This window comes from Paraniabella hibiscisoli (assembly GCF_022512515.1).
In the GTDB taxonomy this organism is placed as follows: Bacteria; Bacteroidota; Bacteroidia; order Chitinophagales; family Chitinophagaceae; genus Niabella; species Niabella hibiscisoli.
The window spans coordinates 1,052,044-1,077,366 of the sequence record NZ_JAKWBK010000001.1; the positions used below are offsets into that span (position 1 = coordinate 1,052,044).

The window sequence follows — 25,323 nt, forward strand, 5'->3', positions numbered from 1 at the left end:
AAAAATGAATTCATTCATAATTAAATTAAAACAGATACAATGGAAGATCCTTTTATCGGCACTCTTTGCATATTCGGCTTTAATTTTCCTCCCCGCGGTTGGGCTTTTTGCCAGGGACAAATATTAGCGATACAGCAAAATACAGCTTTATTTGCACTACTAGGAACGCAATATGGTGGAAATGGGACGACAACCTTTGCCCTGCCTGATCTGCGGGGCAGGGCCCCGGTTTCGCAGGATGTGGCGTCAGGACCTATGGGTTTACAAGAAGGCACATCCTCTATGACTTTGATCACTTCAAACCTGCCCGCACACAATCATTTGATAAACGCTTCATCTGAAGCAGGGAACGTAACGGCTCCTGCAGGTGCGTACAGGGCTGGTACGGGGGCATTAGACAAAGACTACAGGAAGACAGTAACAGGTCCCACAACGGTGCAAATGAACCCCTCAATGGTAGGTAACACCGGCTCCAGTACGGCTTTTTCGATTATGCAACCCTCTTTGGCAGTTAATTACAGCATTGCATTAATAGGTATTTTCCCGTCGTTCGGATAGGCCACAAATGGTGAAATAGTGGAAATAGTCAAAATAAATATTACTATACAAATTTAAAATACTATAAATGATTCCCTTTATAGGAACGATTGCGATGTTTGCCTTTGGCAGGGTACCCAATGGCTGGGCGCTATGTAACGGGCAGCTGCTGTCCATTGCTGAATACGAAGTGCTTTTTGTATTAATTGGCACCACCTATGGCGGCGATGGTCAAACAACATTTGCAGTACCCGATCTGCGTGGAAGATTACCCATAGGTCAGGGTACCGGCCCGGGGCTTTCTCCCGTGTCCTTGGAGTAAAGGCCGGTGTGGAAAATGTTACCTTAACAACGGCACAATTACCTGTACACAATCATCCCATAATAGCTGTATCGGAAGAGGGGAATGTCGCTGCGCCGGCTGGTGCATACCTCGCAAATACAGGTGTATTGGATAAGGAATACAAAACTACGGTAACAGGCCCCACAACCGTACAAATGAACCCTGCAACGGTAGGCAGTTCGGGTAGTAGCCAAGCATTCCCGATTGTTCAACCCATCCTGACCATTAACTTTTGTATTTCATGGGCTGGTGTATTTCCTTCACAAACTTAATCAAAAAGGAACTGTTAAAATATGTCCAATATAGCTTGGTGGAACAGTTTGGAACAACAATGGAAAGATACATTTGGTGGTATTACATTAGGTCATTTTAACCCGCCCACTGTTTCTGAGATCGAACAACTTCACACTTCAAAAGTGCTGAGGCTTGCAGGTCCGGGTGCCCCTTATCCCAATATGGCTTTCCAATTGACAAACCTTTCAGGGATTAGAGATTTTCGGTATTTGGAAATACTGGTGGTTACCCATCATCAACTCAAAAGTATTAAGCCTTTACAATCATTAAAAAATTTAAAATCCCTTTTTCTTTTTAACAATGAAATTGAAAGCCTGGAGGGAATTGAAGACCTGACCGAGCTGGAACAATTATTTGTTCAATTCAATAAAATTGATTCTTTAAAACCGCTCCAAAACCTTACCCGTTTAAAAGAAGTGTATGTAAACAACAATTTAATTACTTCGCTGGAGGGCCTCACAGAGACGCACGCAGATAAGCTGGAAGTCTTTTTTGTAAGCCTAATGACGGATTAAAGCAAAAGGAAATTATTTATGTTGAAAACCAATTAGGCATCAGGTGCAAAGGCCTGTAAAGTAAAAATGAAAACCCATATATAACCTCAAATACCAGTAAAATGAAAAAAATATATACCCTCTTTCTTACCATCCTGCTGTATAGCACTGTTGCGGCTCAAACTATAACAGTGAATGGTGGCTGTATAAGCGCGCCTGTAACATTGACGTTGGGAGCAAACCCAGAGGTTCCCGAAGCCTACGTGGGCATGGGTACGATAAATACTACAGATGACGGGCCTGTATCGGCGGAAATAGCTATTCTTTGGGATAATGAAACTAATAGCTGGGATCTCATGTACGATGGGCAGCCTTATTTCACAAGTACGGCGAATACGTCTGTACCTCCAGGCACAGCCAGCACGGTGTTTTCATGGCAGACAGCGGCCGCTGCGCCTTGTGCGTCCCCAGCGGCTTTATCCGTTACCGGTAACGTAGCACTATGGGTAACCTTCGGTACTATTGATGCGTATGTAAAAGGCAACAATTTACATGTAAACTGGACCACCGAAAAAGAAGTAAACAATGATCATTTCGAAATTGAAGCGTCCACTGATGGAGAAAACTTTACTACAGTAGGCAACGTAAAATCGCAGGCGGAAAACGGGAACAGTGATATTACATTGAACTATGAATGGACGGCCAGCAGCAACCTGCACTTAGGAGTATTTCCTTATATCGCAGTTGTTCTTATTCTTTTGTTATTGGTTCGCCGCAGGAAAACGATATGGCTGGCTTCGGCCGTAATAGGCTTGATAGCAGTTACACAATTAAGTTGTAAGAAAGATAAAGACGCCGTTTCTGGTACAGAAAATTATTATATCCGTATTGCGCAGATTGATAAAGACGGCACTAAAACCTATTCAAAAGTTGTTCGTGTTAACGGGGAGTAATATCCCTAAGACCAACCATTGAGCCCTTAAACCTAAAACCCACTGTTTGTTAAGCAGTGGGTTTATTATTTTATGCAGGGGACAGATTCATCTACACAAACCCTAAAGTATTGTAGTGGCCCCCTAAAATTTTATCCGCATCCGCACTTAACCAGTTTTCTAAAATAGTGGCATATACATCTTTAAAATCAACATTGTATTTTAAATCCCCCTCGTTCAGGTTAGCAAGATCCGGCATAGCGTTAAGCATGCCTTTTTGTTTAAGCCCGCCACTGATCAAAAACATATTGTTGGCAGTTCCATGATCGGTTCCGTTACTGGCATTTTGTGCCACCCGGCGGCCAAACTCTGAGAAGGTGAAAAGAAGCACATCGTTCATGCGGCCATTTTTCTTTAAGTCGTCTGTAAATGCTTTTACGGCATCATTCATTTGGGTAAACAAACGAGTTTGCTGTGCATCCTGGCCCACATGCGTATCGAAAGCTGCCCAGGGAAAGATAATATACTTTGGTATTGATCTCCGAGTAGATCAATGATGCGATGGTTTTAAATCCATTGCCCAATTCTGTATTGGGATAGGTAGCGCCAGTGGGATGTAAACGACTTTGTTTAAAGATATAGTCTGCCGAAGAAAGCGTTTGTGCCATAGTCTTATATAAGTACTCAACCGGCTCTTCGTCGTGGTGATCATGCGTATGATTCTTCATCACATCTTTAAAAACTTCTCGTTGGAAGTACCAAACAACCGCTTAGGGTCTTTTACTGCAATAGCATTTGCCTGCTCTCCTTTGAGGGCAAGGCTTAATACATCGTCAACCTCCAAAGCCTGGGTAGGTTTATCACAACCACTGCATTGCGCATCCAGGTAGCGGCCGATCCAGCCCGTGTTCCAATATTCGCTGCTTTTGCTGGCAGAGTGCCATATATCCATGCTTCTGAAATGAGAACGGTCCGGGTTCGGATATCCCACATTATTCAGAATAGCCATGTTTCCTTCATCATACAAACCTTTAAAAGCTGTAAGGGCAGGGTGCAGGCTTACTTCATCGTTCAATGTAGCCGCCTTATCCATTTTTATTCCAAGTCCTGGTCTTAGCTTATAATAGATATCGTTACGCACAGGTATCACGGTATTGAGCCCATCGTTACCACCGCTTAGCTGCAAAACCACCACTACTTTATTGCCTGGGGGTACCAGGGCCTGCGATTCAAAAGCCTTTAAAAATTTAGGCATCATCATAGATGCGGTGGCTAATGATCCAATCTGTAGAAACTCTTTACGCTTGATTAACATAACAATATTTTTTGCAAGTAGGAAATAGGGCGCGTTAATGCTTAGAATTATTTGTTGACAGATGTTACCCACACTGATAATCATTCTCTATCCTGCTATCTACTTACTATTCCCCCATTAAACTTATCAACACAACTGGTACTCCGGTGTGCTCATTAACTGCACCGTGGCCGATTTTATAAATGCTTCTCTTGATGATTCATCGATATTCTTATTAATAACTTCCTGAACCTTGGGTGAATTTATCTGCAGCAGGTTAGTCTTTATAGTTGCCAAAAGTTCTTCCCGCTTTGTTTTTTCATATTTATCTACATACTGTGGCCAGTCGATCTTTGCATCCACGGCACCGTAAGGTTTTTTCTGCGGAGAGGCTTTAACCGGCACTGCAGCCATTCCATCTGTATTACGTCCCATCATCACATCATCGTCCTGCTTGGGCGTTACATTTAATTCGTCACGATCATAAAACATCTGCGGAATACGCAGCCGCATCATTAAGGTGCTGCTGTCTATCCAGGCCCTGCCGCCAGCCCAGCCTGCTACATTAGGCGGATAAAGAAGCTGTTGCCCTAGTATTTTCTGCATATTAAACAGAGCATAATCATTGTCTAATTTCATGGGCAGCATGCGTTGAATGCCCACTAACAATTCTATAGGTGATTTAATTCTGGCGCCTATATTTTGAGGCTGATAAAACCAGTCGCTGGTAAAAATGGTTTCCATCAGCGCACTGATATCGTACTTGCTATTGTAAAACTGATCGGCCAGTTTTGCTACAATCGTTTTATCTACTTTCTCATTTACAAAAAAACTATATATTTTTTGCGTGATGAATTGGGCGGTTTGCTTGTTCTCCAGTATGATGTTCAGCACGTCATCTCCATTAAAATTGCCCGTTTTACCCAGCACCGTCTTTTCGCCTGTATCATGGTTGTTCTCCCTAAAAACAAATTCACCCTTGCCTGTAGCTGTCCACCCTGTGAAAGCGCGGGCTGCTTCTTTAATATCTTTTTCGGTATAATTACCTCTACCCAGGGTAAAGAGCTCCATTACTTCCCGTGCAAAATTCTCATTAGGGCGACCTTTGCGGTTTTGCTGGTTGTTTAGAAAATAAAGCATGGAAGCCGAACGGGATACTTCTTTTAATAAAGTTCCGAAATCGCTCAGGCCATGTTTTCTGAATACATTCAACAAAAGCTGGTTATAAAATATATTGCCGTTCCTGCTGGCAAAATGGCCATGCCAGAAGAAGGCCATTTTTTCGCGTAACTGCGCCGAAGTGCCTACCATTTCTTTTAACCAATACAAGCTGAGATTGCGTACCGCAGCCTGCTGCATCCGGTTAATTTCCCTGCGCTGCATCTCATCCATGTTTTTACGCTTCTGCGCATCCTGCTGTTGCTCGTATAAGTCTATCAACTCCGAATTGGCTACATTAATATACACAGGCTCTTTAGCGGAAGCTTTTACTAATGCTTTATAATACTTTTCCGGCGAATATTTAGACAGTTCATTCAACTGTTCAACTGCGGGGCCAAAGCCTGCACGCCATAACAGATGCTGATTTTTTAACTGGTTAGAGATTTCCATACGAACAGTTTTTTATAGGACCTTAATAGTTAAGGAAGGTTTAAGAGCCTGTTCAATAATCATACAAAAAGCGTGCGGCAATCATTTATTAACAGAGGTTTATAGTATGGTATACAATGCAACAAGCCCGTATGGAACGGGCCTGATGATAAAATAGTATGTCTGCTTTAATTACTGCTTTGCCTTAGCTTTTACATAAGCCATCAGGTCGGCAGTTTCCTGCTCGGAGAGTTTCGCCTTTTTGCCATGCCCTGCATAAGCTTATCCTGCTCTGCAAATGTGTGCTTTGGCACATGCCCGGTTTCATCGCCGTGGCATTTGGTGCATTTTGCAGATGCAATAATTACACCGCCCGCTTCAACCGATCCGGTAACTGCAGCAGCTACTTCGGGTGTGGGTGGCGTGGCTGGTGGTGTGGGCGTTTTAGACGCTTTGGGTGTACACGCCACTACTACAGAAGCCAGGACGGCTATTGCCAGAATAGTTTTCTTCATATTGAAAATGAGTTATTTTATAATAGTTTCCTTTCCGAAATATGAATGTAACACTTTTGGTAATTGAATGCCTTTTTCCGTTTGATTATTTTCTAAAAGGCAGGCCACGATCCTTGGCAAGGCCAGGGAGCTTCCATTGAGTGAATGCACTAATTGTGTTTTACCGTTTTCGTCCTTAAAGCGGATCTTCATACGATTGGTTTGGTACCCTTCGAAATTGGAGGTAGAACTTACTTCCAGCCAACGCTCCTGCGCAGCGCTATATACTTCAAAATCGTAGGTTAATGCCGATGTAAAGCTCATATCGCCGCCACAAAGTCTTAATATGCGGTAAGGCAACTCAAGCGAAATCAATAGCTGTTCTACATGAGCCACCATCTCTTCCAAAGTTTCGTAGCTTTTGGTAGGATGCACCAGCTGAACGATCTCTACTTTTTCGAATTGGTGCACCCGGTTTAAACCCCGTACATCTTTACCAAAGCTGCCGGCTTCTCTTCTGAAACAAGGAGAATAAGCCGTCATCTTAATAGGCAGCTGCTCCGCTTTTACAATCTCATCACGATAGATATTGGTAACCGGTACCTCCGATGTAGGGATCATGTAAAAATTATCGGCTTGCATGTGGTACATCTGTCCCTCTTTGTCGGGCAATTGGCCCGTACCGTAAGCAGATGCCTCATTCACCATAAATGGTGGCAAGTACTCGGTATAACCTGCTTCTATATTATAGTCTAAGAAATATTGTACCAATGCACGCTGCAACTTCGCCCCTGCTCCTTTGTACAAGGGAAATCCGCTACCGGTCAGTTTAGCTCCGGTCTCAAAATCTACGATATCATATTCTTTAATCAAGTCCCAGTGCGGCTTAGCTCCTGCATACAAGGTTGGTTTGGCACCACCTTCACGTACCACTTCATTGTCTTCCGGACTGTTTCCTTTCGGAACCAGTGCAGATGGAAGATTGGGTAATTGCACGAGGGTCTGCTGTAGCTCCTCCTCAGTAGAGGCTAGTTGCTCCTGAATCGGTTGCAGTTTATTTTTGAGTTCTGTTACTTCTTTTTCTTTGCCTCTGCCGCATCTTTTTCTCCCTTTGCCATCAGGCCACCAATCTCTTTCGAAGCGCTGTTTACCGAAGCCTGGGTGGTATCAAATTCCAGTTGCAACTTTTTACGCTGATCGTCCAACGCGATCACCGAATCCACCAGCTCGGGGGTTTTAAAGTTTTTTACGGCCAGGCGTTCTTTCACTTCCTGCACATTTTGCCTAATCACATTAATTGGTAACATTATGAATCAATTTTGCGCAAAAATAAACACTAGTGATGGTACAGTGGTAATTTTTATATTACCAGCTACTGTGCCAGTGGCAACGGTATTGTGTCACTCTCTTGTTTTGTGGTGCATTTTCTTTCTTTTGCATTGCTAAATAGTAGCCTCAGCTTCATTGGCATTTTGCCGGAATAAAAAGTAGCACATTCATCATAAATCCGAAATCATCCATCCTAAATCTCCTACCTTAGCATTTATGGAAAAGAAGTTGTTTCTGCTGGATGCTTATGCCCTGGTTTTTCGTGCTTACTATGCGTTGATCCGTAGTCCGCGTATTACCAGTAAAAATAAAAATACCAATGCCCAATTTGGATTTACCAATACCCTGGTAGAATTACTCAATAAGCAAAAGCCGACCCATATGGCGGTTTGTTTTGATACGCATGAACCTACAGAGCGGCATATAGATTATGCTGAATATAAGGCCAACCGCCAGGAAACACCCGAAGATATATTGATTGCCGTGCCGGATATCAAGCGCATTATAAAGGGGTTTAATATTCCTTGCGTAGAAACCGACGGCTATGAAGCAGATGATGTGATCGGCACCCTGGCCAAAAAAGCAGCAGCAGAAGGATATGATGTATATATGGTGACACCTGATAAAGATTATGGTCAGCTGGTATCTGAAAAAATAAAGATCTATAAACCAGGCTACCAGGGAGGTGATGTAGAGATTATGGGCCCTGAAGAAGTATGTGCCAAATGGAATATTAAAAACGTTTCACAGGTAATTGATGTATTGGGATTGATGGGCGATGCAGTGGATAATATTCCGGGCATTGCAGGTGTAGGTGAAAAAACAGCCGCCAAATTATTAGCAGAATATGAAACCCTTGAAAATGTGGTAGCTAATGCAGAAAATATTAAAGGCGCCCTGGGGAAAAAAGTAGTAGAAGGCAAAGACCTGGCGATCCTTTCCAAAAAACTGGCTACCATCATCGTAGATGTGCCGGTGGAATTTCATGAAGAAGAATTTAAAGTAAAGGAATGGAATAAAGACGCTTTAAAAGAGATATTCGGAGAACTGGAATTCAGAACCCTAGCTAAAAGGTTATTGGGCGAAGAGGTTGAAGCATCTACGGGCGCTACAGCTCCAGGCGATAAAAAGGCCGGAGGCAAAAGCCTGCAAATTGATCTCTTTGGAAATGTAATCGGAGGTGAAGAAGAAGCTCCGGCTACTCCAGCTACGGTTATACCAGATGATGACGTACCCTCTTTTACAACATTGAAGAAACTAAGTGATGTACCGCATGAGTATACGGCTATTAGCGGGTTAGACGCGGTTAATCAACTCGTACAACAGCTTTCTTCATTTGACGAGATCTGTTTCGATACCGAAACTACCAGTATCGATGCCAACCTGGCCGAGCTGGTAGGCATGAGCTTTTCGGTAAAAGCCGGAGAGGCTTATTGGGTACCCTGTCCTGCAGACCGTACCGAAACAGACAGCATACTGGCAGCATTCCGGCCACTGTTTGAAGATGAATCTAAAACCTGGATCGGCCAGAACCTGAAGTATGACTTACTGGTAATGAAATGGTATAATGTAGAATTTAAGGAAAGCTATTCGATACCATGCTGGCACATTACGTGATTGAGCCCGATGGTAAACGTAGCATGGACCAGCTAAGCGCCAAATACCTGGGATATGAGCCTATTCCTATCGATGAGCTGATTGGCAAAAAGGGCAAGACACAAGGCACCATGCGCGATGTAGAGCTGGAAAAGATTACCGACTATGCCGCGGAAGATGCCGATATCACCCTGCAGCTCAAAGAAACTTTTGCCCCGCTTTTAACAAAGAAAGAAGTACAACGTGTTTTTGACGAAGTGGAAAACCCACTATTGCGTGTGTTGACCGATATGGAATTTGAGGGGATCAGAATCGACGAGGGTTTTCTGAAAGCTTATTCGCAGGAGCTGGAAAAAGACGCCGTAGAAGCAGAGAAGAAAGTATTTGAAATCGCCGGCGTTCGTTTTAACCTGGCTTCCCCAAACAATTAGGAGAGGTACTGTTTGATAAACTAAAGTTGGATGCTTCGGCCCGTAAGACAAAAACCGGTCAATACCAAACGGGCGAAGATGTGTTGCTAAAGCTGGCCGCCAAAGGACATGCCATTGCTGATGAGATCATCACTTTCAGGGAACTGACTAAATTAAAGTCTACCTATGTAGATGCGCTGCCCCAGCTGATCAATCCGAAAACCGGAAGGGTGCATACCACGTACGGACAGGCAGTGGCTGTAACGGGCAGATTGGCCAGCAATAATCCCAACCTGCAAAATATACCCGTAAGAACCGACCGGGGTAAAGAAATAAGGAAAGCCTTTATTCCGCGTGATGCCAATCACATTTTGTTATCCGCCGATTACTCCCAGATAGAATTAAGAATTGTAGCGGGCATCAGCGGTGATGAGAATATGGTAAATGCCTTTAAAAGTGGTATAGATATTCATACCGCAACGGCGGCACAGGTATTTAATGTGGCTGTGGAAGATGTAACCAAGGAAATGCGCTATAAAGCCAAGAGCGTCAACTTCGGGATTATTTATGGACAGGGCGCTTTTGGATTGGCAGATAACCTGGGCATTTCCCGAACAGAGGCCAAAGCGATTATTGATAGCTATAAGAAAGAGTTTTCGGGTATACAGCGGTATATGGATGATACGATCAATTTTGCCCGTGAGCATGGTTATGTACAAACCCTGATGGGTCGTAAGCGCTGGTTGAAAGATATCAACTCAGGCAATTTTACCGTTAGAGGTTTTGCTGAGCGAAACGCCATTAATTCACCCATACAAGGAACTGCCGCAGACATGATCAAGCTGGCGATGCAGAAAGTGCATGCAGCAATGAAGAAAGCCGGTATGAAGAGCAAAATGATCTTACAGGTACATGATGAGTTGATCTTTGACACATTACGGGAAGAAGTAGATGAATTAAAGCCATTGATACTGGAGAACATGGAAGCAGCACTACCGCTGCCTTTCGGCGTGCCGGTGATTGCAGAATGTGGGCAGGGGGAAAACTGGCTGGAAGCGCATTAGAGAATGTTGGTAATATGCAATGTCTCATTTTTTGCTTCAATTGGGTGTATAACATTTTTAAAAGTTGAAGTGGCGCGTGTCTTCACGCGCAGTGGCGGTATGACTTGATTCGTGTCTCACGAATCATAAAAGTGTTATAAACCCCTTCGATTTGAGTGCTTTAAGGGTGTAATATAAATTTTGTAAATTGTAGGATAAAGGAAACTGAATATGGAAGCCGCTTTAAATAACACACAGCTGGAAATATTAAACCTGTTTTCGAAAGAACAAAGTGAAGAAGATTTGAAGGAAATCAAATCCTTATTGATCATGTATCTTGCTGATAAAGTAGTTCGGGAAGCTGACAAATCGTTCAATGTTCAAAACGATACAGCAGAAATATTTGATCGTTGGGAAGAAGAGCACTACAGGAAAGCAGGGTAACAAAATGGTAGTGACTATCGACTGCAATATTTTTGTTATGAGCCTCACATCAAGATCTCCTTATCACATCATTTGCCCAAAAGCTAACAAAATCACTACAAAAAGATTAGCATCATGCGAATATTTCTTTTTTGATACTGCTAATATCAAATAGTGTCAACGCTCAAAACTTTACGGATGCTGAAAGAAAGATTATTCTCAGCGGCGATACCAGTTCCATGCTAAGGGTCATTCCGCTTATGGAACCAGCCGGCGCTAAAGCGTTAAAAGCGATGTCGAAGGATATTCAATACAATGATCCTTTATTGCCACTACTTAAAAACAGAATGCTGAAGTCTGTATTAGATAGCAGCCGGAGAGGCGTAGGCATTGCAGCGCCGCAGGTAGGCATTAACCGCAACCTGATCTGGGTGCAGCGCTTCGACAAAGCCGGTCAGCCTTTTGAGTTTTACATTAACCCCAAAATAGTATGGCGCTCCTCCATTCTTTGCCAGGGGCCCGAAGGAGATCTTTCTTTTGAAGGCCGGGGAGAGGTAGTGCGCAGCTTTTCGATCATGGTATCGTACACTGATATACAGGGAGCTCAGCATATAGAAATACTGGAAGATTTTTCGGCGATCATTTTTCAGCACGAAACCGACCACTTATTTGGCACCCTGTTTACAGACCGGATTGAAGAGCAGAAAACCAAAAAATTTGTTCCCTTTAAACCGGTGCGGGCTACTACGTTGTTAAAGGAGCAGACTCCATAATATGTTAACTGCAAGAGTCCCGCTCGACTATTGGTACACCCTTACATAATCTACTTCCATCCTCAATGGAAAGATAGCGTCATCTACACCTTTTTGTCCACCCCAGTTTCCGCCCACGGCTATGTTCAGTATCAAGGACATTTTATTATCGAAGGGCCAGTATTCATATCCTTTTTGCTCGTTGGCAAAACTAAAAAAAGGCTTGCCATCGATAGATACCGTAAGCAGCTTTTGATCCCATTCTACTGAATAGACATGAAAGGCTTTTGAAAAATCGGGCACCAGGGTTTTTGCAGTTTTTTGGGTACCGATAACATGGTTATACTTTTTGCTGTGGATAGAGCCATGCACCCATCCCGGATCGTAGCCAACGTGCTCCATAATGTCTATCTCCCCGTCATCGGGCCATTGTTTCATATGCTCTGCCAGCATCCATATAGCAGGCCAGGAGCCTCGTCCGCCGGGCAGTTTGGCCCTTACTTCTATTTTACCCTGAGACCAGGAGGCTTTTCCACGGGTAACCAGCCTTGCTGAAGTATAGTTAAATTGATCAATGGTTTCTTTACGGGCTTCTATTATTAAATGCCCTTTCTCTACCCGTGCGTTCTTTTTATCTCTTGTATAGTACTGCAGCTCGTTGTTACCCCAACCATTCTGGCTGCCTAAATCATAATCCCACTTGGTACTATCGGGCAAGCCTTTATAGTTAAACTCATCGCTCCAGACGAGTTTGCGGTGAGAGCTTTGGGCCACAGAAGTAATAGCCAAAAATGACAAAGCAGTTAGTGTAAGCAATCGTTTCATAGATGTAATTTACAAAAGCACCTGATAATTATGACGAAGGCCCCTACAAATAATGATTGAAACATTGGCTTTATAATACAAAAGGCAGGACGCATTAAAAATCCTGCCTTAAAAAATTATCCGCTCGTACTATCGCTTCTCTGTCAAAAAATAGACGATAACGATTAACACTGTAAGCCCCCAATACACCCTGTCTATTATTAACCAGCGTTTATTATACGCTGCTTTGGACTTTGGATTGTTTTTGTGAGGCAGCATAATATTTGTCCACCGTATTACTCTGATAACGGCCAATAATATTACCATTACTAATACTACAATTTGCCATTGCGCTTCAACATTTTCCCACATAGGCTTTAGTTAACTTAAAAAATACGCTTTCATATATTGTTATGGCAGTTGCTGTGAACTAAAATAATGTCCTACTTCAAGAGTTACTTCTGATCCTGGATCACATTTTGCCTGATAAGCATCTTCTACCATTGAACTAGCGTGTGCATACGTATAATTTCCAGATCCATTCATTAAATAGATGATGATCGCCTCCTTTTTCTGATTAAAAAAAACCTTGTCAGAATTAAAAAATTCTGCCGGTATAGGGCAATCTTCGCTTCCAATAAAAGTGGCATCTTGCTTCATACATTCGATAAATTCGTAAGTTGCTAACGCTAAGCCTATAAAACCGCTAAATCTTTTCGCTCCGTATTTTCCTAGAGATCTTAATACAGTCTTTTTTCTGAATAAGACAAACTATTCCAAAATTGAGTAAATGTAGCACCGCGTATTTGATCGGTTATTTTTCCCTCCATCCATTCAAAAATATCGCATGGTAGAAATGCAGCAACTGCACACTTAACTATTTTCTCATTAGAGTTGCAAGGATTCATTCCTACAGAATACATATTTGGCGGCAACTCGGTAAGAATTGTTAGAGCCATAGCAGCATAACCAATTTCGGGGTTATCCGTATAGTCAAAAATATCTACCAACTCACTATGGTCTATACCATATACATAGTCAAGTAACGCAACAGAGTTGGTCATTAATGTTTGAGTATGTGCTTGTGCTTCAAGTTCAGTAGATGGCGGTATGGCAGCCTCTAGATCAACTCCATAAAAAGTCTCGACAGCGTGGATAATTGTTGCAGGATTGTCAATGGGCTCTTCAGTATCTTGGTTAAATGCATTCTTGTCAAAATTAGCTCGTTCTTTTTCTTCTGTTTCATTTGAAGAAAGTGAACTAGATGCATCATTTTTGGAGCACGAGGGAGCCAAGAATATAATTAAAACAAATAGGTAGCAAAAAAAGATTTTTTCATGGTGTCTAGTTTTAAATCGGTTATATAACGAATATAAAACTATTTTTCCAATAAATACTATTTGTAAATGAACAATTATGAACGATGTAAAATTTAAGCCGCTTCTCTTTTCGAAGCGGCTTAAATTAACGAATGAACGCTGACGATGAGGCAACATTCGATGTCTTTTACTACTTTAATACTATCTTACCAATGCAAATGTCATTGCAATGGCGGGATTTTCTACGCTTGTCATTCTACCATAAGTGGTACCTGCCTCAGAGTAATAGTCCAGTGCCACTTTATTGTTACGAAGGAATTTATCAATGGTTTCTTTACCAGCTTCGGCCATCAGGTTCTGTACATATCCGTTTGCCGCCGATTGAGGTGTTGCTGGTCCGGATACATGCGTAAATGTATATACCCCGTTGGCATCCTTGGTATAGTTGTAGGTAAACCGTGTTCCACCCACCGGTACCAATAGCGGCACCCGCGGTTTGGGTATGCCAACCTGTTACCGTTAGCCTGCGGTTGGCAATGTCAAATGTAAACGTTAATGCACCTCCTACAAAAGTAAACCCGGAGTAAGCATTGTGCAGGTTGTTTACATATTGTCCTACAATTGCAGAGCCGAGAGTAGAGGTACCAGGATAAATTGTTCTGAAATTAGCCTGCAGGCGGAACTTAGCTCCAACCGCCAGGTGCAAAAGTGTTAAGGGGGCCGGGGAAAGCCCTACCTTATATTCTGTTCCTGCAGAGTCGTAAGCAACCATTTCCGTATCAGTTTTCCATTTGATACCTCTAAAGCGAACACCCTCAGAAACCAGCCCGTTAGAGAAATAAGCGCCATCGATACCAAATGCAAAACCACTTGCGGCTGATAATAAACTTTGCTGGGGTGTTAAATAATCGCCATCTACCACTTTTGTAGAGTTATTGATCCACATTTCGATCTTTTTCTCTGTGCCTCCCTGGTTCAAAACAATGTGCGGAAATCCTGCCACAAAATAATTCTTCAGTTTATTCATAGCTGTCAGGTAACCGCCGTTTTCAAAAGAAGTTTTTTCTGCAGCACTGGCCTTGATCAGGTACAGGTAATTTCTGTATCGCTTACCAATCAATATAACCGAATCTGGTGTGGAGCGCAGGTACTCAAATTCGATGTCACTTTGCAGGCCATTGGCATTAGTACCGCCATTTACACTTGCTCCCGGATCCTGTAATGTAGTAATATAATTATACGTATCAAAAATGAGAGACGTATTCATTACGTATTTAATACGGTAGGTAGATGCTTTAAAAGTAGTAGCCGTTGCATTAGAAAAATCAGATAGCATTTTAACGCCATCCTGCCCATCAAACTGCATGTAAAAGCCATACCCCCACCTCTCAAAGAAGTTCTTAAAAAGGCTTTCCATCCGCCGGCACTTTCCAGCAGTTTGGATTTCAACTCTGCATTGCGCTCAGCTACACGCTCTTCCGGCAGGCTGCCAAAGATCAAATCCGGATCGCTGTTTTTATTGCAGCCCAGCAAAGACAGGGCTGCAATAAATAAGTATAATAATTTTCTCATCTGAATATTTTAATTAGTTGTTATTTTAATACTATCGGACCATAGAAATAGTTGGCAGGTGTACCATTTACATAAAATCCTCCGAATGTTCGGAACAATGGACTGCTAGCGGGTAACGTTGTCGGTAACCAATCTGCTATAAACTGCCTATTCGTTAAGTACGGTAAAATTACCTGCTCAAATGAACTTGCAATACCTGCAGCATTCGAATAATTACCTGTCGTAGAAGGCTCAGGAATTTGTTTCGTGAAAGTAGTCAGGCCTGTTGTTCCGTTTGCAACAAACTTAAAGTTGTAATCAGCATTAAATGATGCCCCTGAAGCTGGGTTGGTATAGTTCGCTCTGAAAATCATGGTCGTTGCGTCACTAAACACAAACTGAATATAATTAAGATTACGTGCATTCAATGTAGACATTGCATTCTTATAATTATTATATACGGTTGTGAATGCAGCCGAGCTACCATAAGTCGTATAATGTGCAGCAGATGGATCATATGTAATCGTATTAACCCTGTTATTTAATAACCAATTGGGCAATGTTTGCGAAACATCAGCCGGATCAACTACTCCATAAGACTCTTTTAATACCTTCTGCACTTCAGCCTGCAATGTATTAAAGTCTATATTAAAGTATGTTTTAAAATAGTCTTTCACTTCTTTCTCCTTCCTGCGCAAAGCCGTTTGAGCTGCTGCACTGGCAGTAGTGTTAACATAGTTGTTAAACCAAACCTGGCCTTGAACCAAAAGATGCGCCACCATTTCAGCAAAATCTTCGCCAAAAGAGCTACGGGAGTACTGCGATATAAAGCCTAGCTCTTTAGCCACTGCAGCGGTATTGGCAGCACCGGTCCAGTCAGCTGTGTAATCTGCCTTGCTGGTTTGCTCAAAAGCTGGTGGTATGGCAACGTTTTGGTTAATAATATGCGTAAACTCGTGATGGATCGTACGCATTTTCCGACGCACATCTTCCCCATTTGCAAAGTTCATACTATTTAACTCGTACAACACAACTCTTCGGCCTCCATCAGCTGTTCCCAAAACAATACTACCATTATCATTATAAGAAGGCGAGCCATACAAAACAAATTGCTTTGGTGTTAACTGCTTTATAAAAGTAGTTCCTGCTACCTTTTCGTAAGGCTTCAAAAATACATTCCGTACTGCCTGCATGATCGGCAAAACCCTATTTAACTCTATAGGCGAAATATTACGCACCGCATCTGTAAGGTTTCGTTCAAAACGATACACGGTTTGAATATTATAAGGCAAATTCAAGCTATCGGTCAGCCATTTGTCGATTACGGGATCCGGCGCATAATTGTCGGCGTTATACTTAGAGAGGTCTACATCTAACGGTCCGTCTGATTTACGGCAGGAGCCCAGCACCACCGCAAACAAAAGGATATATAAAATATGTTTCTTCATGTTTGTACTAATTTTTAATTAACGGGGATTTTGTTCAATGCCAGATAATTTAGCCTCCTGAGGAATCTGGAACATCCTGCGGTTGTCATCCGGCTCCAATGTTTCATTGGTTTCAGCTCCGTTAGCCGCCACATGCAAATGCACAGAAGGAATTCTATGCCTGAGCATATCCATCCAACGCATTCCCTCACCCATAAATGCCACTTGCTTAAACTGCAGTATGGTTTTGATCAAGGCCTCTTTATCATCCGTTACGTTGAAAAAGGCTTTTGCCTTGTCTAATGTTACTGCATGGGTGGTAGCGTTATAGTTTACAATACGCACACTGGCAAACAGGTTCAAATCGGCCAGCGCAGCTATATTGTTGCCTTTATTTACATAAGCTTCCGCCCTGTTGATCAAAGCCTCGTCTGATACAAATAAGGGTGTCATTACGTAGGGAAAACCAATACCTGCAGCTACGTTGGTATAATGGAAATACTCCCGGAGAATATATACGGTGTAATGAGGCACCCCATAGCTGATGCCCTTATTATAAAAAGCAGCTCCTGCCACCGTATTACCGTTATATACATTCTGGTATTTAGGTGTGCCGAAGCCGTAACGACAGCCTGCCGAGGCTGTGCTACGCTGGTATACAGAGTAGGTTTCATTTAATAGCAGGTTATAGTTTTGATCCGCTCTGGTAGCCATTTGGTTGAATTCATCCAATGTTGCATTTCTCCAGGCTGTTGCCTGCGGTCTCAAATTTCCATTGAAGTCTCCTCCTGGAAAAATGGCGTTGGCTGCAGCAATAGCTTTATCCCAATCCCCTTTAAAAAGGTAGAAACGCGCAGCAAATGCGTTAGCTGCGGGGGCTGTAAAGTGATATTTAGGCACCTGCCACTGGCCGCCTGCCAGCAATGGAATACCGGCTTCGAGATCTTCCTGTATTTTTTGATATACAGAAGCTACTGTAGCCGCGCTCATACATTTTGATTACTTCTGTTTCAGGCACGGTAACATAGGGGATACCGGGAGAATCATTAGTGCCATTGATCTGGTAGGCTTTGGCAAAAAAGGTTACGAGCATAAAATGCGCGTATGCCCTGGCAACTAATGCCTCACCTTTGTAGGCGTTAGCCGCAGAACCCAGGTTATACTTCTCGATAGACTCCAGAGCCTGGTTGGCAGCGGAAATACCCTCATATAAACCATTCCAATACTCCGTCGGCGTATTGTTACCTGTTGCTTCAATATCTTTCCAGAAATAAAGATCAGGAAAAGGTTCATTAATGTGCCCAACTCCTACACCTTTATCTAATACGTTATCAGAATAGGTTTCAGCCATTGCATAATAATTCCGCTTGGGATATGCAGAGGTTACCAGTTGCGCTACCTTGTCTACCGTATTTACCTCCGCTCGCATGTCGGGGTTTTTGTCGAGAAACTTTTTGCAGGACCCCAGGGAAAAAACCAGTATGATTGCTAGAAATATTTTGTATTTATTGTTCATAGTTGTACGAATTAAAGACCAAGTTTTAAAGAAAATGTGTATTGTCTCGGAATAGGCATGGCAACACCACCATTGTTGAAAAACTCGGGATCAGCACCATTTAATCTTTTATCAGAATATAATAACGCTATGTTGTTACCCACCAGAGCTACCTGTGCATTGGTTAAGCCAACGCGGGAAACCAGGTGTTGAGGCAACATGTAGGCAACCGTGATATTCTTAAACCTCACAAAATCTCCTTTTGCTATACGCTCTGTAGAATAGTTGTACGCATTGTAGGGGTAAATGGCACTGGTAGTACTTCCATTAGCCCTCATCACTCTCAGGTCACCGGTGAGGTTATCCAGTAGTGCTGGAATATTAGTTTTCGTTTCATCGCCTGGCATTATCCACCTGTTTACCATATCTTTTGACATAGATACCATGTCGTTATAAGATGATGCATAGGTAGGCTGCAATCTTACATAATTGCCTTGTGCAAAAGTAAACAAGGCAGACAATGAAATACCTTTATATTCAACCCTGTTGAAGAAACCTCCCGTAAGAATAGGATCTGTGGGACCATGGTAAACCAGGTTATCAACCTTATCACTTTGCAGATAAATATAAGTGTCTTTTTCACCCTCTTCGTTGATATAAGTTGGGTATCCGTACTGGGGGTCTAGACCGTCAAATTTAATAGAGAACAAACCTCTTTGTGAATATCCTTCCATCGGAGCGCCTTCTGCGCGTACCAGCGTCCAGATATTAGGATCTACTTCCAGCTTGGTAATTTTATTTTTGTTGTAACCAAAGTTGAACTGTGTACGCCAATTAAGGCCACCTTCGTTACGAACAACATTTCCACCCAATGTAACCTCAATACCATGAGCCTTCATTTCTCCATAGTTAGCTGTTTTGGTAAACTGACCACCAATACCTGAAGTACGGATAGAACCAATAAGGTCAAAAATATTTCTTTGGTATACATCTACCGTCAGATCTAATCTTCTGTTAAAGAAAGAAAGATCAGTACCTATGTTCAATTCATACAGTTTTTCCCATGTCAGCTCCGAGTTTTCAAGACTGCTGATATCAATCGCCGCTTCTTTCTCATTTTCGTAAGGCCTATAAGTGATCTGGTTGTAGAACACCGCAGATGAGTTAGTGGCGTTACCCAGGCTACCCACCAAACCGTAAGTTGCGCGAAGACGGGCAGATGATAATATTTTATTGTCAGGATTAAAGAAGTTTTCACGATCAATATCCCAGGCACCGGATACGTTCCAGGTAGGCAGCCAGCGGGCAACAGGTGAATTACCCATAAGATTAGAACCATCATACCGGAAAGTTCCGTTCAATGTGTAGCGCTCTTTAAAAGAATAAGCGGCTCTGAACATGGAGGCGACAAAACGGTCATAGCCATATCCCATGCCAAAATAAGGTTGAGCCCCTTCAATCATCTTCTTGAAATAGCGATAATTTGGATTTACGAGTCCCCGTTCTCATACTGATAGGCAATACCCTGGAAATTAGAGTTCTGACGATCTGTATAACGAATCTCCATCATGCCTAATAAGTTGATCCAATGATCTTCTCCGAAACGTTTATCGTACTCTAATGAATTTCTCACGTAATAGTTCTTCAGGCTATTATCATTGGTGTTGAAAAATCCACCTTCAGGTAATACAACAACCGGTAAACTGTTGGGGAAATCCGGATCCTTATACAACTGAATATTACCAGCCGCAATAGTGGCATCACCGTTGGCGCGAAATGCTTCAGCCATATTGGAGTTTTCTTTTATATAGTGCTGTCTGCGCGTATTGGCAAAACGATATGCCGCATCAAAAGAGTAGTTTAAACCAGGAATAATCTTATACTTAAGACCTCCACGAACCTGCATCTCATAAGATTTCAGTTCGAGGTAGTTGTTATTCAACTCATTAATAACGTTGAATGGAGCATAATTCCTGGTAAAGAATTCAGGTTACCCTCCTCATCATAAGGAGTAATCAACCTGCTCGTATTTAAAGCATAGGAGTAAGGGTTGATATCAAAGTCACGGGAATACTGTCCGTAAACAGGATCAGAGGTCCTGGTTAAGGTTCCAGGAGCACGCTGATCTCTCACAGATCCGTTAACACCAAACTCAACGCTCAGCTTGTTGCTTAATTTTACATTGGTTCTGAAATTTGCAGTATAACGGCTTACATTATCGCCTAAAGTCTGCCCATTGTCATTTAAGAAGCTGGTTGAAAAATAGGTTTGAGCCTTTTCCGATCCGGCAGTTACGCTTACAGAATGCTCCTGCAATAAAGAATTTTTAAATAACACATCAAACCAGTCTGTATTCGCTTTGGCATAACGTTCCAGGAAATTCAGGCGGTCCGAAAGTGTATTTTTTAATGCATAAGAATCAGTAGCAGGATCATAGTCATACATAAGGTTGTACATTTTGAAGAAAATGCCCCCGTATTTCCTCGTGAAACCTGGCTATGATTGAAATAACCTTTATTTTCCAATTCCAACATTACAGACATCTGTTCTGCAGAATTCATAATATCGAACTGTTGGTAGCTTGGTTTTAAATACGTTGTGAAGTTGCCCGTATAGTTAACATTAGCACGTCCCTGCGTATTTCTACCTTTTTTGGTATTTACTACAATTACACCGTTCATCGCTCTTGCACCGTATAAAGCAGTAGCAGCAGCATCTCTTAAAACAGTCATAGATTCAATATCGTCTGGGTTCAAACCTGCTACTGATGAACCTATCAGTGTATTGGCGTCACCAGTAGATAACGCTTCGTTAGAAATATTTACCACATCTTCCAGGATAATACCATCTACCACCCAAAGAGGTTTGTTATCACCCGATAATGAGGTAGCCCCCTGATACGAATCTTGGGTGCGGCACCAAAGGTTCCCGACACGTTTTGAACAGATACACCCGCTACCTGGCCTTCCAGCATCCTGGATACATCGGGTATACCATTACGAAGCGCATCCTTAGCAGAGATGGTGGTACTGGATCCTGTAAACAGTTTACGGTCCATAGTATTATAACCTGTTGATACAACCAACACCTCATCTAGCTTGCCTTTTTCATCGGCCTTCAACGAAAATTTAACGTTGGCTTGTCCAGAGTAAGTAATCGTTTGCGAAATCATACCGATATAAGAAGCTTCTAATTGGTCGCCTGATTCTGCATTTATAGAGAATGCTCCATCCACATCGGAGTTAGTGCCTGCCTTTGTACGCAGGTTGGTTATAGTGGCACCTGGCAAAGCCTTATCGTCTTCACCAACGACTATACCCGTTGCTCTTTTAGTGCCTACCTGTGCAAAAGAAGATCCGGGTAGAAAAAGCACTAGAGATAGTAAAAACTCAGCAAAACGTAAACTCCATACGCCCGCTTCCATGGGGTAAACTTCATCATAAGCAATAAATGTTTAGCTTTTGTGATATTAAAAAAATCGATTCAGCAGATCGCGAAAATAGGTTTTGATAAACTAAAAACCTAAAATTTTGTTATAAATGGAATGATTTCATCTAAAAAAATTAAAATCTATATATTAAATATATTCATATTCAATAAATGGCCTTTATACATGGCAATGCAATTTTGTTAAAAACAGATCCATATTTTTAGCTAACCCTAACCAGGTGGGTCATAACTTGATTGAGCAAATTAGTGTTTAAAGCAATCGTTGATCTTGCTAAGATATTGTTTTTGTTAACATAAAAATAACAAGATAAATTTTTTGCATTCATTTATTCTTAATAACAAATTATAAAAGGAATTCAAAGGATAAGACCAGGTTTCGACAGACTGCTTGCGAATTAGCCTCTATTTTTAGATCTTTTCAAATTATAACGAAAAGGCAGTTGTTATTTCTCATAGGCAAATTTTGCACTATTAGCAAAATAACAATGGTGTTTACCTCGCCTCGCCTACCTTCGCCTTATATGATACGCAATCTACTTTTCGACTTTGGCGGGGTATTTTACGACCTCGATTTTAGCAAAACCTCTAATGCTTTCAAAAAGCTGGGATTTGGCGATTTCGACGACATGTTTACCCAATACCAGGCAGACGCCCTGTTTCAACAATTGGAAACGGGTATCATTAGTCCGGAAGAGTTTTATACAAAAGTTAAAACCATCGTAGCAGGACCGGTAACCAGCGAACAGATCAGGGATGCCTGGAATGCCTTATTGCTGGGATACCGGCAAACCAGTCTCGCCTACCTGGCGGATCTAAAAAAGGAATACAACCTTTACCTCCTAAGCAATACCAACCAGATCCATTACGATTATTTTAGCGCACAGCTTTTAGAACAAACAGCTTACCCTTCCCTCGAATCCTTTTTTACAAAAGCTTATTATTCGCAGCAAGTAGGACTTAGAAAACCGGATATTGAAGTATTTGAGCATATTTTGGAGGATGCGGGAATAAAGGCGGAGGAAACTTTGTTTATTGACGATTCTTATACTAATTTTCCCAATGCAGAAAAACTGGGTATGAAAATTCATTTGCTGAAACCAGGCATGCTGATAGAAGACATCGACTATAAAAGCTTCAATTAAAAAAATATCAAATAAACCTTTTGGTTATGGCCGACGTGCTGATCCCGCTTCTTACCCTTATTGCATTGGAAGTTATTTTGGGTATTGACAATATTATCTTTATTTCCATACTGGCCGATAAGCTGCCCGAAAACCAGCGGGCCAAATTAAGACTTTGGGGTATCGGCCTGGCAATGGTAATGCGTCTTATACTGCTTGCTGTTATTTCGTGGATACTAAAGCTGGATCAAAACCTGTTCACCATTTTCGGCATGTCTTTCACGGGTAAAGAGCTGATACTGATCGCCGGAGGTTTATTTCTGTTATATAAAAGCACGAAGGAGATCTATCATAAAACCGAGGAGCCTAACCCTAATGACCCGGCTAATGTAAAAACGGGCAGCTTTCGCAAACTGCTTTCTGAAATTATAGTGCTGGACCTTGTTTTCTCCATCGATTCGATCATTACTGCAGTAGGTATGGTACAGGAGCTCTGGATTATGTACACGGCAGTGATCGTTACAGTGATCATTATGCTGATAGCAGCTAAACCTATCAGTAATTTTATAAGCCGGCACCCGTCCTTTAAGGTACTGGCCCTTTGCTTCCTGATGTTGATTGGCGTGGCTTTACTGGCTGAAGGGTTTGAAGTGAAAATTCCGAAGGGCTATATTTATTTTGCCATGGGATTCTCTTTCCTGGTAGACCTGATACAGATGAAAACAGTAGGAAAGGTCAAACCCCGGGATCCATAAAGATCTGCATAATAAACCCACTGAGCATAGAGCCAGAGCAAATCATTGATAGCACCAGCAAAACGGATAATTTCTTTGTTGATACCATGTAAGCAAGGGAATAACCAAAAACAAACAGTGGCATAATTAAAGCGGGTATAGTAGCCAGCTCAACAATTGCCTGCCCCAGGTGCCCTATGTCTATATGATGCTTTTCAACAGAGTATAATGCAGAAAAATAAGCGGGAGAAAAAACAGCTACTATCAATATCAGCCATTTATTGATCAGGAATTTTGATTTCATAATTTGCCTTTATAAACGCTAAATTATGGAGCGGGCTTCCCGGTAGTTTTGATAATTGTCAAAAAAATAAACGGTAGCAGTACAATCTTGTTATAAAACAAAAAATCCCGGAGCATTCACTCCGGGACCCCAAAATATATTCTTGACGGAAAACTAGTGGCCTTCCCCTTTAGCAGGTTCGGCCGCCGATGAGCCTGAATGAGCTTTAGGCGTGGTAGTTTCTTCAAAATGTTTATCATATTTGTTACGCAGGTTTTTATAAGACTGACCATCTGCAAGAAATGCAATGATAAACCATATAAATAAAGCTAAAGGAACAACGATTGTCATAATAAAATTACGGATCTCATCTCCCAGGTGCATAAACACCGAAACTATGTAGTAAGCTTTTGCAAGCGTCAGGATACAAACAATACCTTTCAATAATAAAATAAAGAAATAAGATGGCTCTCCTTTATGAAGGAAGTAGATCAGAAAACCAATGGCCAACTCAATGATGGTGATAACAGACAATATCATTGTTGTTTTCCATACCTTCTTTTTAAAGGTTGCATCATCAGAATGATGGTGCGATACAGTTACCTCGGGGTAAGCTGCTGAAGGAGAAATATCTTTTGTAGGATCGTAATGATTACTCATAACTTATTTTATTCTAAAACTCTAAATATTCTTAATACTAAAATCTAAATGTCTAACCTCTTATATCAGATAAAAACACAGGAACACGAATACCCAAACCAGGTCTACAAAGTGCCAGTACAAACCAGCTTTTTCAATCATCAGGTAATGCCCTTTATTTTCAAATACATTATTGGAAGTCATTAACAGCATAACAATATTGATAATCACACCACTAAATACGTGAAAACCATGGAAACCGGTAATACCATAGAAGAAACCTCCGAATGCAACAGGACCTTTTTCACGGATATGAACCGCATCGCTGTTACTGATCAGTTGTACCAACTGGTCTTTAGGAGTGGTCAACAATTCAGCGTGAGATGCAGGAGACAAATGATGCTCGCTAACCAAACTAGCCAAAGTTTCGATGGAAGAGTTTTGTAAAGCCGCGGTCACTTCAGGACCATGTACTAAATTCCCCATGGATTGTGCCGGGTAGTTTGGCTGATCAATTCAATTTTACCATCAATTAAGGTAGCATGCTCAGCAGTTAAAAGGTGATGCCACTCCAAAGCCTGGCAACCTAAAAACGCTAAACCTCCCACAATAGTCCATAGTAACCATTTTTGTACATCTGCTTTTTTACGATTATGCCCTGCGTGTACTGCCAATACCATCGTAACCGAGCTGATGATCAGGATAAACGTCATGATACTTACAAACACCAATGGCAAGTTAGCATGACCCGCACCTGGCAATGCGTTAAATACCACGTTGGGATCTGGCCAGAAGTTCTGGCTAAACCTGGTGGTACCGTAAGAAATAAGGAACGCGCCGAACGTAAAGGCATCGCTCATTAAAAAATACCACATCATCACTTTTCCGTACTCTATATTAAAAGGGCTTTTCCCTCCGCTCCACCATTTGGTACGATGTGTGTTTACTGTTGCTTCGTGTGCCATTCCT

The 25,323-nt window shown here is 41.9% G+C and carries 35 protein-coding genes and 1 pseudogene; 10 read left to right on the forward strand and 26 right to left on the reverse strand.

Annotated features, from left to right (window positions below):
* Positions 1–39: 39 nt before the first annotated feature.
* From MKP07_RS06775 to MKP07_RS06795, 5 genes are all read left to right on the forward strand, one after another.
* Positions 40–558: a phage tail protein gene (locus tag MKP07_RS06775; protein ID WP_240846052.1), complete on the forward strand. Its 519-nt coding sequence runs from the start codon at positions 40–42 to the stop codon at positions 556–558.
* Positions 559–625: 67 nt separating this feature from the next.
* Positions 626–859, forward strand: coding sequence for a phage tail protein (locus MKP07_RS06780; protein WP_240846054.1), 234 nt, complete (start codon positions 626–628; stop codon positions 857–859).
* Between the two features lie 8 nt (positions 860–867).
* A complete protein-coding gene (locus MKP07_RS06785) occupies positions 868–1,152 on the forward strand; it encodes a phage tail protein (protein ID WP_240846056.1) in 285 nt (94 codons plus the stop codon).
* Between the two features lie 21 nt (positions 1,153–1,173).
* Complete coding sequence (locus MKP07_RS06790) at positions 1,174–1,689, forward strand: protein phosphatase 1 regulatory subunit 42 (protein WP_240846058.1); 516 nt, start codon at positions 1,174–1,176, stop codon at positions 1,687–1,689.
* A 101-nt stretch (positions 1,690–1,790) separates the two neighbouring features.
* Positions 1,791–2,621, forward strand: a complete 831-nt coding sequence (locus tag MKP07_RS06795; RefSeq protein ID WP_240846060.1) for a hypothetical protein — start codon at positions 1,791–1,793, stop codon at positions 2,619–2,621.
* Between the two features lie 91 nt (positions 2,622–2,712).
* Here the strand turns inward: MKP07_RS06795 and MKP07_RS06800 are convergent, their stop codons facing one another.
* From MKP07_RS06800 to MKP07_RS06830, 7 genes are all read right to left on the reverse strand, one after another.
* Positions 2,713–3,051: a DUF1501 domain-containing protein gene (locus tag MKP07_RS06800; RefSeq protein ID WP_240846062.1), complete on the reverse strand. Its 339-nt coding sequence runs from the start codon at positions 3,049–3,051 to the stop codon at positions 2,713–2,715.
* Positions 3,044–3,328, reverse strand: coding sequence for a hypothetical protein (locus MKP07_RS06805; protein WP_240846064.1), 285 nt, complete (start codon positions 3,326–3,328; stop codon positions 3,044–3,046). Before MKP07_RS06805 ends, MKP07_RS06800 begins: the two co-directional genes overlap by 8 nt.
* Complete coding sequence (locus MKP07_RS06810) at positions 3,328–3,915, reverse strand: DUF1501 domain-containing protein (RefSeq protein WP_240846066.1); 588 nt, start codon at positions 3,913–3,915, stop codon at positions 3,328–3,330. The genes MKP07_RS06805 and MKP07_RS06810 overlap by 1 nt, the downstream gene beginning before the upstream one ends.
* Positions 3,916–4,041: 126 nt before the next feature.
* Positions 4,042–5,505, reverse strand: a complete 1,464-nt coding sequence (locus MKP07_RS06815) for a DUF1800 domain-containing protein (RefSeq protein WP_240846068.1) — start codon at positions 5,503–5,505, stop codon at positions 4,042–4,044.
* A gap of 203 nt (positions 5,506–5,708) precedes the next feature.
* A complete protein-coding gene (locus MKP07_RS06820) occupies positions 5,709–5,999 on the reverse strand; it encodes a hypothetical protein (protein WP_240846070.1) in 291 nt (96 codons plus the stop codon).
* Between the two features lie 12 nt (positions 6,000–6,011).
* Entirely contained in the window at positions 6,012–7,031 is a 1,020-nt protein-coding gene (serS, locus tag MKP07_RS06825; protein WP_262919628.1) for a serine--tRNA ligase, read from the reverse strand.
* A gap of 17 nt (positions 7,032–7,048) precedes the next feature.
* The gene (locus tag MKP07_RS06830; RefSeq protein WP_240846072.1) at positions 7,049–7,285 is read right to left on the reverse strand and encodes a hypothetical protein; all 237 of its coding nucleotides are present in this window, start codon (positions 7,283–7,285) and stop codon (positions 7,049–7,051) included.
* 238 nt (positions 7,286–7,523) lie between these two features.
* Between MKP07_RS06830 and polA the strand changes: the two are divergent.
* The 3 genes and pseudogenes from polA (at position 7,524) to MKP07_RS06850 (ending at position 11,552) form a co-directional block, all read left to right on the forward strand.
* A pseudogene (gene polA, locus MKP07_RS43650) lies at positions 7,524–10,377 on the forward strand (DNA polymerase I).
* 210 nt (positions 10,378–10,587) lie between these two features.
* Complete coding sequence (locus MKP07_RS06845; RefSeq protein ID WP_240846076.1) at positions 10,588–10,800, forward strand: hypothetical protein; 213 nt, start codon at positions 10,588–10,590, stop codon at positions 10,798–10,800.
* Between the two features lie 131 nt (positions 10,801–10,931).
* A complete protein-coding gene (locus tag MKP07_RS06850; RefSeq protein ID WP_240846078.1) occupies positions 10,932–11,552 on the forward strand; it encodes a peptide deformylase in 621 nt (206 codons plus the stop codon).
* Positions 11,553–11,579: 27 nt separating this feature from the next.
* On the opposite strand, the gene MKP07_RS06855 is transcribed toward MKP07_RS06850, so the two are convergent.
* The 15 genes from MKP07_RS06855 to MKP07_RS06925 form a co-directional block, all read right to left on the reverse strand.
* A complete protein-coding gene (locus tag MKP07_RS06855) occupies positions 11,580–12,356 on the reverse strand; it encodes a glycoside hydrolase family 16 protein (protein ID WP_240846080.1) in 777 nt (258 codons plus the stop codon).
* Positions 12,357–12,485: 129 nt separating this feature from the next.
* Positions 12,486–12,707 (reverse strand): hypothetical protein, encoded by a 222-nt coding sequence (locus tag MKP07_RS06860; protein ID WP_240846082.1) that lies wholly within the window; start codon positions 12,705–12,707, stop codon positions 12,486–12,488.
* Positions 12,708–12,746: 39 nt separating this feature from the next.
* Positions 12,747–12,995 (reverse strand): hypothetical protein, encoded by a 249-nt coding sequence (locus tag MKP07_RS06865; RefSeq protein ID WP_240846084.1) that lies wholly within the window; start codon positions 12,993–12,995, stop codon positions 12,747–12,749.
* Between the two features lie 80 nt (positions 12,996–13,075).
* Positions 13,076–13,831 carry a hypothetical protein gene (locus MKP07_RS06870; RefSeq protein ID WP_240846086.1) on the reverse strand — a complete coding sequence of 252 codons (756 nt, stop codon included), beginning with the start codon at positions 13,829–13,831 and terminating at the stop codon, positions 13,076–13,078.
* Positions 13,832–13,855: 24 nt separating this feature from the next.
* The gene (locus tag MKP07_RS06875) at positions 13,856–14,005 is read right to left on the reverse strand and encodes a hypothetical protein (protein WP_240846088.1); all 150 of its coding nucleotides are present in this window, start codon (positions 14,003–14,005) and stop codon (positions 13,856–13,858) included.
* A complete protein-coding gene (locus tag MKP07_RS06880; RefSeq protein ID WP_317235959.1) occupies positions 13,989–15,020 on the reverse strand; it encodes a DUF4302 domain-containing protein in 1,032 nt (343 codons plus the stop codon). The genes MKP07_RS06875 and MKP07_RS06880 overlap by 17 nt, the downstream gene beginning before the upstream one ends.
* The gene (locus MKP07_RS06885; protein WP_240846092.1) at positions 14,921–15,226 is read right to left on the reverse strand and encodes a hypothetical protein; all 306 of its coding nucleotides are present in this window, start codon (positions 15,224–15,226) and stop codon (positions 14,921–14,923) included. The genes MKP07_RS06880 and MKP07_RS06885 overlap by 100 nt, the downstream gene beginning before the upstream one ends.
* A 20-nt stretch (positions 15,227–15,246) precedes the next feature.
* Positions 15,247–16,653: a substrate import-associated zinc metallohydrolase lipoprotein gene (locus tag MKP07_RS06890; RefSeq protein ID WP_240846094.1), complete on the reverse strand. Its 1,407-nt coding sequence runs from the start codon at positions 16,651–16,653 to the stop codon at positions 15,247–15,249.
* Between the two features lie 18 nt (positions 16,654–16,671).
* Positions 16,672–17,622, reverse strand: a complete 951-nt coding sequence (locus MKP07_RS06895) for a RagB/SusD family nutrient uptake outer membrane protein (protein WP_240846097.1) — start codon at positions 17,620–17,622, stop codon at positions 16,672–16,674.
* Positions 17,525–18,061 (reverse strand): RagB/SusD family nutrient uptake outer membrane protein, encoded by a 537-nt coding sequence (locus tag MKP07_RS06900; RefSeq protein ID WP_240846099.1) that lies wholly within the window; start codon positions 18,059–18,061, stop codon positions 17,525–17,527. The genes MKP07_RS06895 and MKP07_RS06900 overlap by 98 nt, the downstream gene beginning before the upstream one ends.
* 98 nt (positions 18,062–18,159) lie before the next feature.
* Positions 18,160–19,590, reverse strand: coding sequence for a SusC/RagA family TonB-linked outer membrane protein (locus MKP07_RS06905; RefSeq protein WP_240846101.1), 1,431 nt, complete (start codon positions 19,588–19,590; stop codon positions 18,160–18,162).
* Positions 19,591–19,616: 26 nt separating this feature from the next.
* A complete protein-coding gene (locus MKP07_RS06910; RefSeq protein WP_240846103.1) occupies positions 19,617–20,069 on the reverse strand; it encodes a hypothetical protein in 453 nt (150 codons plus the stop codon).
* Positions 20,066–20,572, reverse strand: coding sequence for a hypothetical protein (locus MKP07_RS06915; RefSeq protein ID WP_240846105.1), 507 nt, complete (start codon positions 20,570–20,572; stop codon positions 20,066–20,068). The genes MKP07_RS06910 and MKP07_RS06915 overlap by 4 nt, the downstream gene beginning before the upstream one ends.
* Positions 20,533–20,982, reverse strand: coding sequence for a TonB-dependent receptor plug domain-containing protein (locus MKP07_RS06920; RefSeq protein ID WP_240846108.1), 450 nt, complete (start codon positions 20,980–20,982; stop codon positions 20,533–20,535). The genes MKP07_RS06915 and MKP07_RS06920 overlap by 40 nt, the downstream gene beginning before the upstream one ends.
* Positions 20,976–21,551, reverse strand: a complete 576-nt coding sequence (locus MKP07_RS06925) for a carboxypeptidase-like regulatory domain-containing protein (RefSeq protein WP_240846109.1) — start codon at positions 21,549–21,551, stop codon at positions 20,976–20,978. The genes MKP07_RS06920 and MKP07_RS06925 overlap by 7 nt, the downstream gene beginning before the upstream one ends.
* Positions 21,552–22,098: 547 nt before the next feature.
* Between MKP07_RS06925 and MKP07_RS06930 the strand changes: the two genes are divergently transcribed.
* The gene (locus MKP07_RS06930) at positions 22,099–22,719 is read left to right on the forward strand and encodes an HAD family hydrolase (RefSeq protein ID WP_240846110.1); all 621 of its coding nucleotides are present in this window, start codon (positions 22,099–22,101) and stop codon (positions 22,717–22,719) included.
* Positions 22,720–22,745: 26 nt separating this feature from the next.
* Complete coding sequence (locus tag MKP07_RS06935; RefSeq protein WP_240846111.1) at positions 22,746–23,453, forward strand: TerC family protein; 708 nt, start codon at positions 22,746–22,748, stop codon at positions 23,451–23,453.
* Here MKP07_RS06935 and MKP07_RS06940 read toward each other — a convergent pair.
* The 4 genes from MKP07_RS06940 to MKP07_RS06955 form a co-directional block, all read right to left on the reverse strand.
* On the reverse strand, positions 23,434–23,736 hold the full coding sequence (locus tag MKP07_RS06940; protein ID WP_240846112.1) for a hypothetical protein: 303 nt from the start codon (positions 23,734–23,736) through the stop codon (positions 23,434–23,436). The two genes, MKP07_RS06935 and MKP07_RS06940, sit on opposite strands and share 20 nt — an antisense overlap.
* A 153-nt stretch (positions 23,737–23,889) precedes the next feature.
* On the reverse strand, positions 23,890–24,375 hold the full coding sequence (locus MKP07_RS06945) for a cytochrome C oxidase subunit IV family protein (protein WP_240846114.1): 486 nt from the start codon (positions 24,373–24,375) through the stop codon (positions 23,890–23,892).
* Positions 24,376–24,435: 60 nt separating this feature from the next.
* Positions 24,436–24,840, reverse strand: a complete 405-nt coding sequence (locus MKP07_RS06950) for a cytochrome c oxidase subunit 3 (RefSeq protein ID WP_240846116.1) — start codon at positions 24,838–24,840, stop codon at positions 24,436–24,438.
* The gene (locus tag MKP07_RS06955) at positions 24,828–25,319 is read right to left on the reverse strand and encodes a cytochrome c oxidase subunit 3 family protein (protein WP_240846118.1); all 492 of its coding nucleotides are present in this window, start codon (positions 25,317–25,319) and stop codon (positions 24,828–24,830) included. Before MKP07_RS06955 ends, MKP07_RS06950 begins: the two co-directional genes overlap by 13 nt.
* Positions 25,320–25,323: the final 4 nt, after the last annotated feature.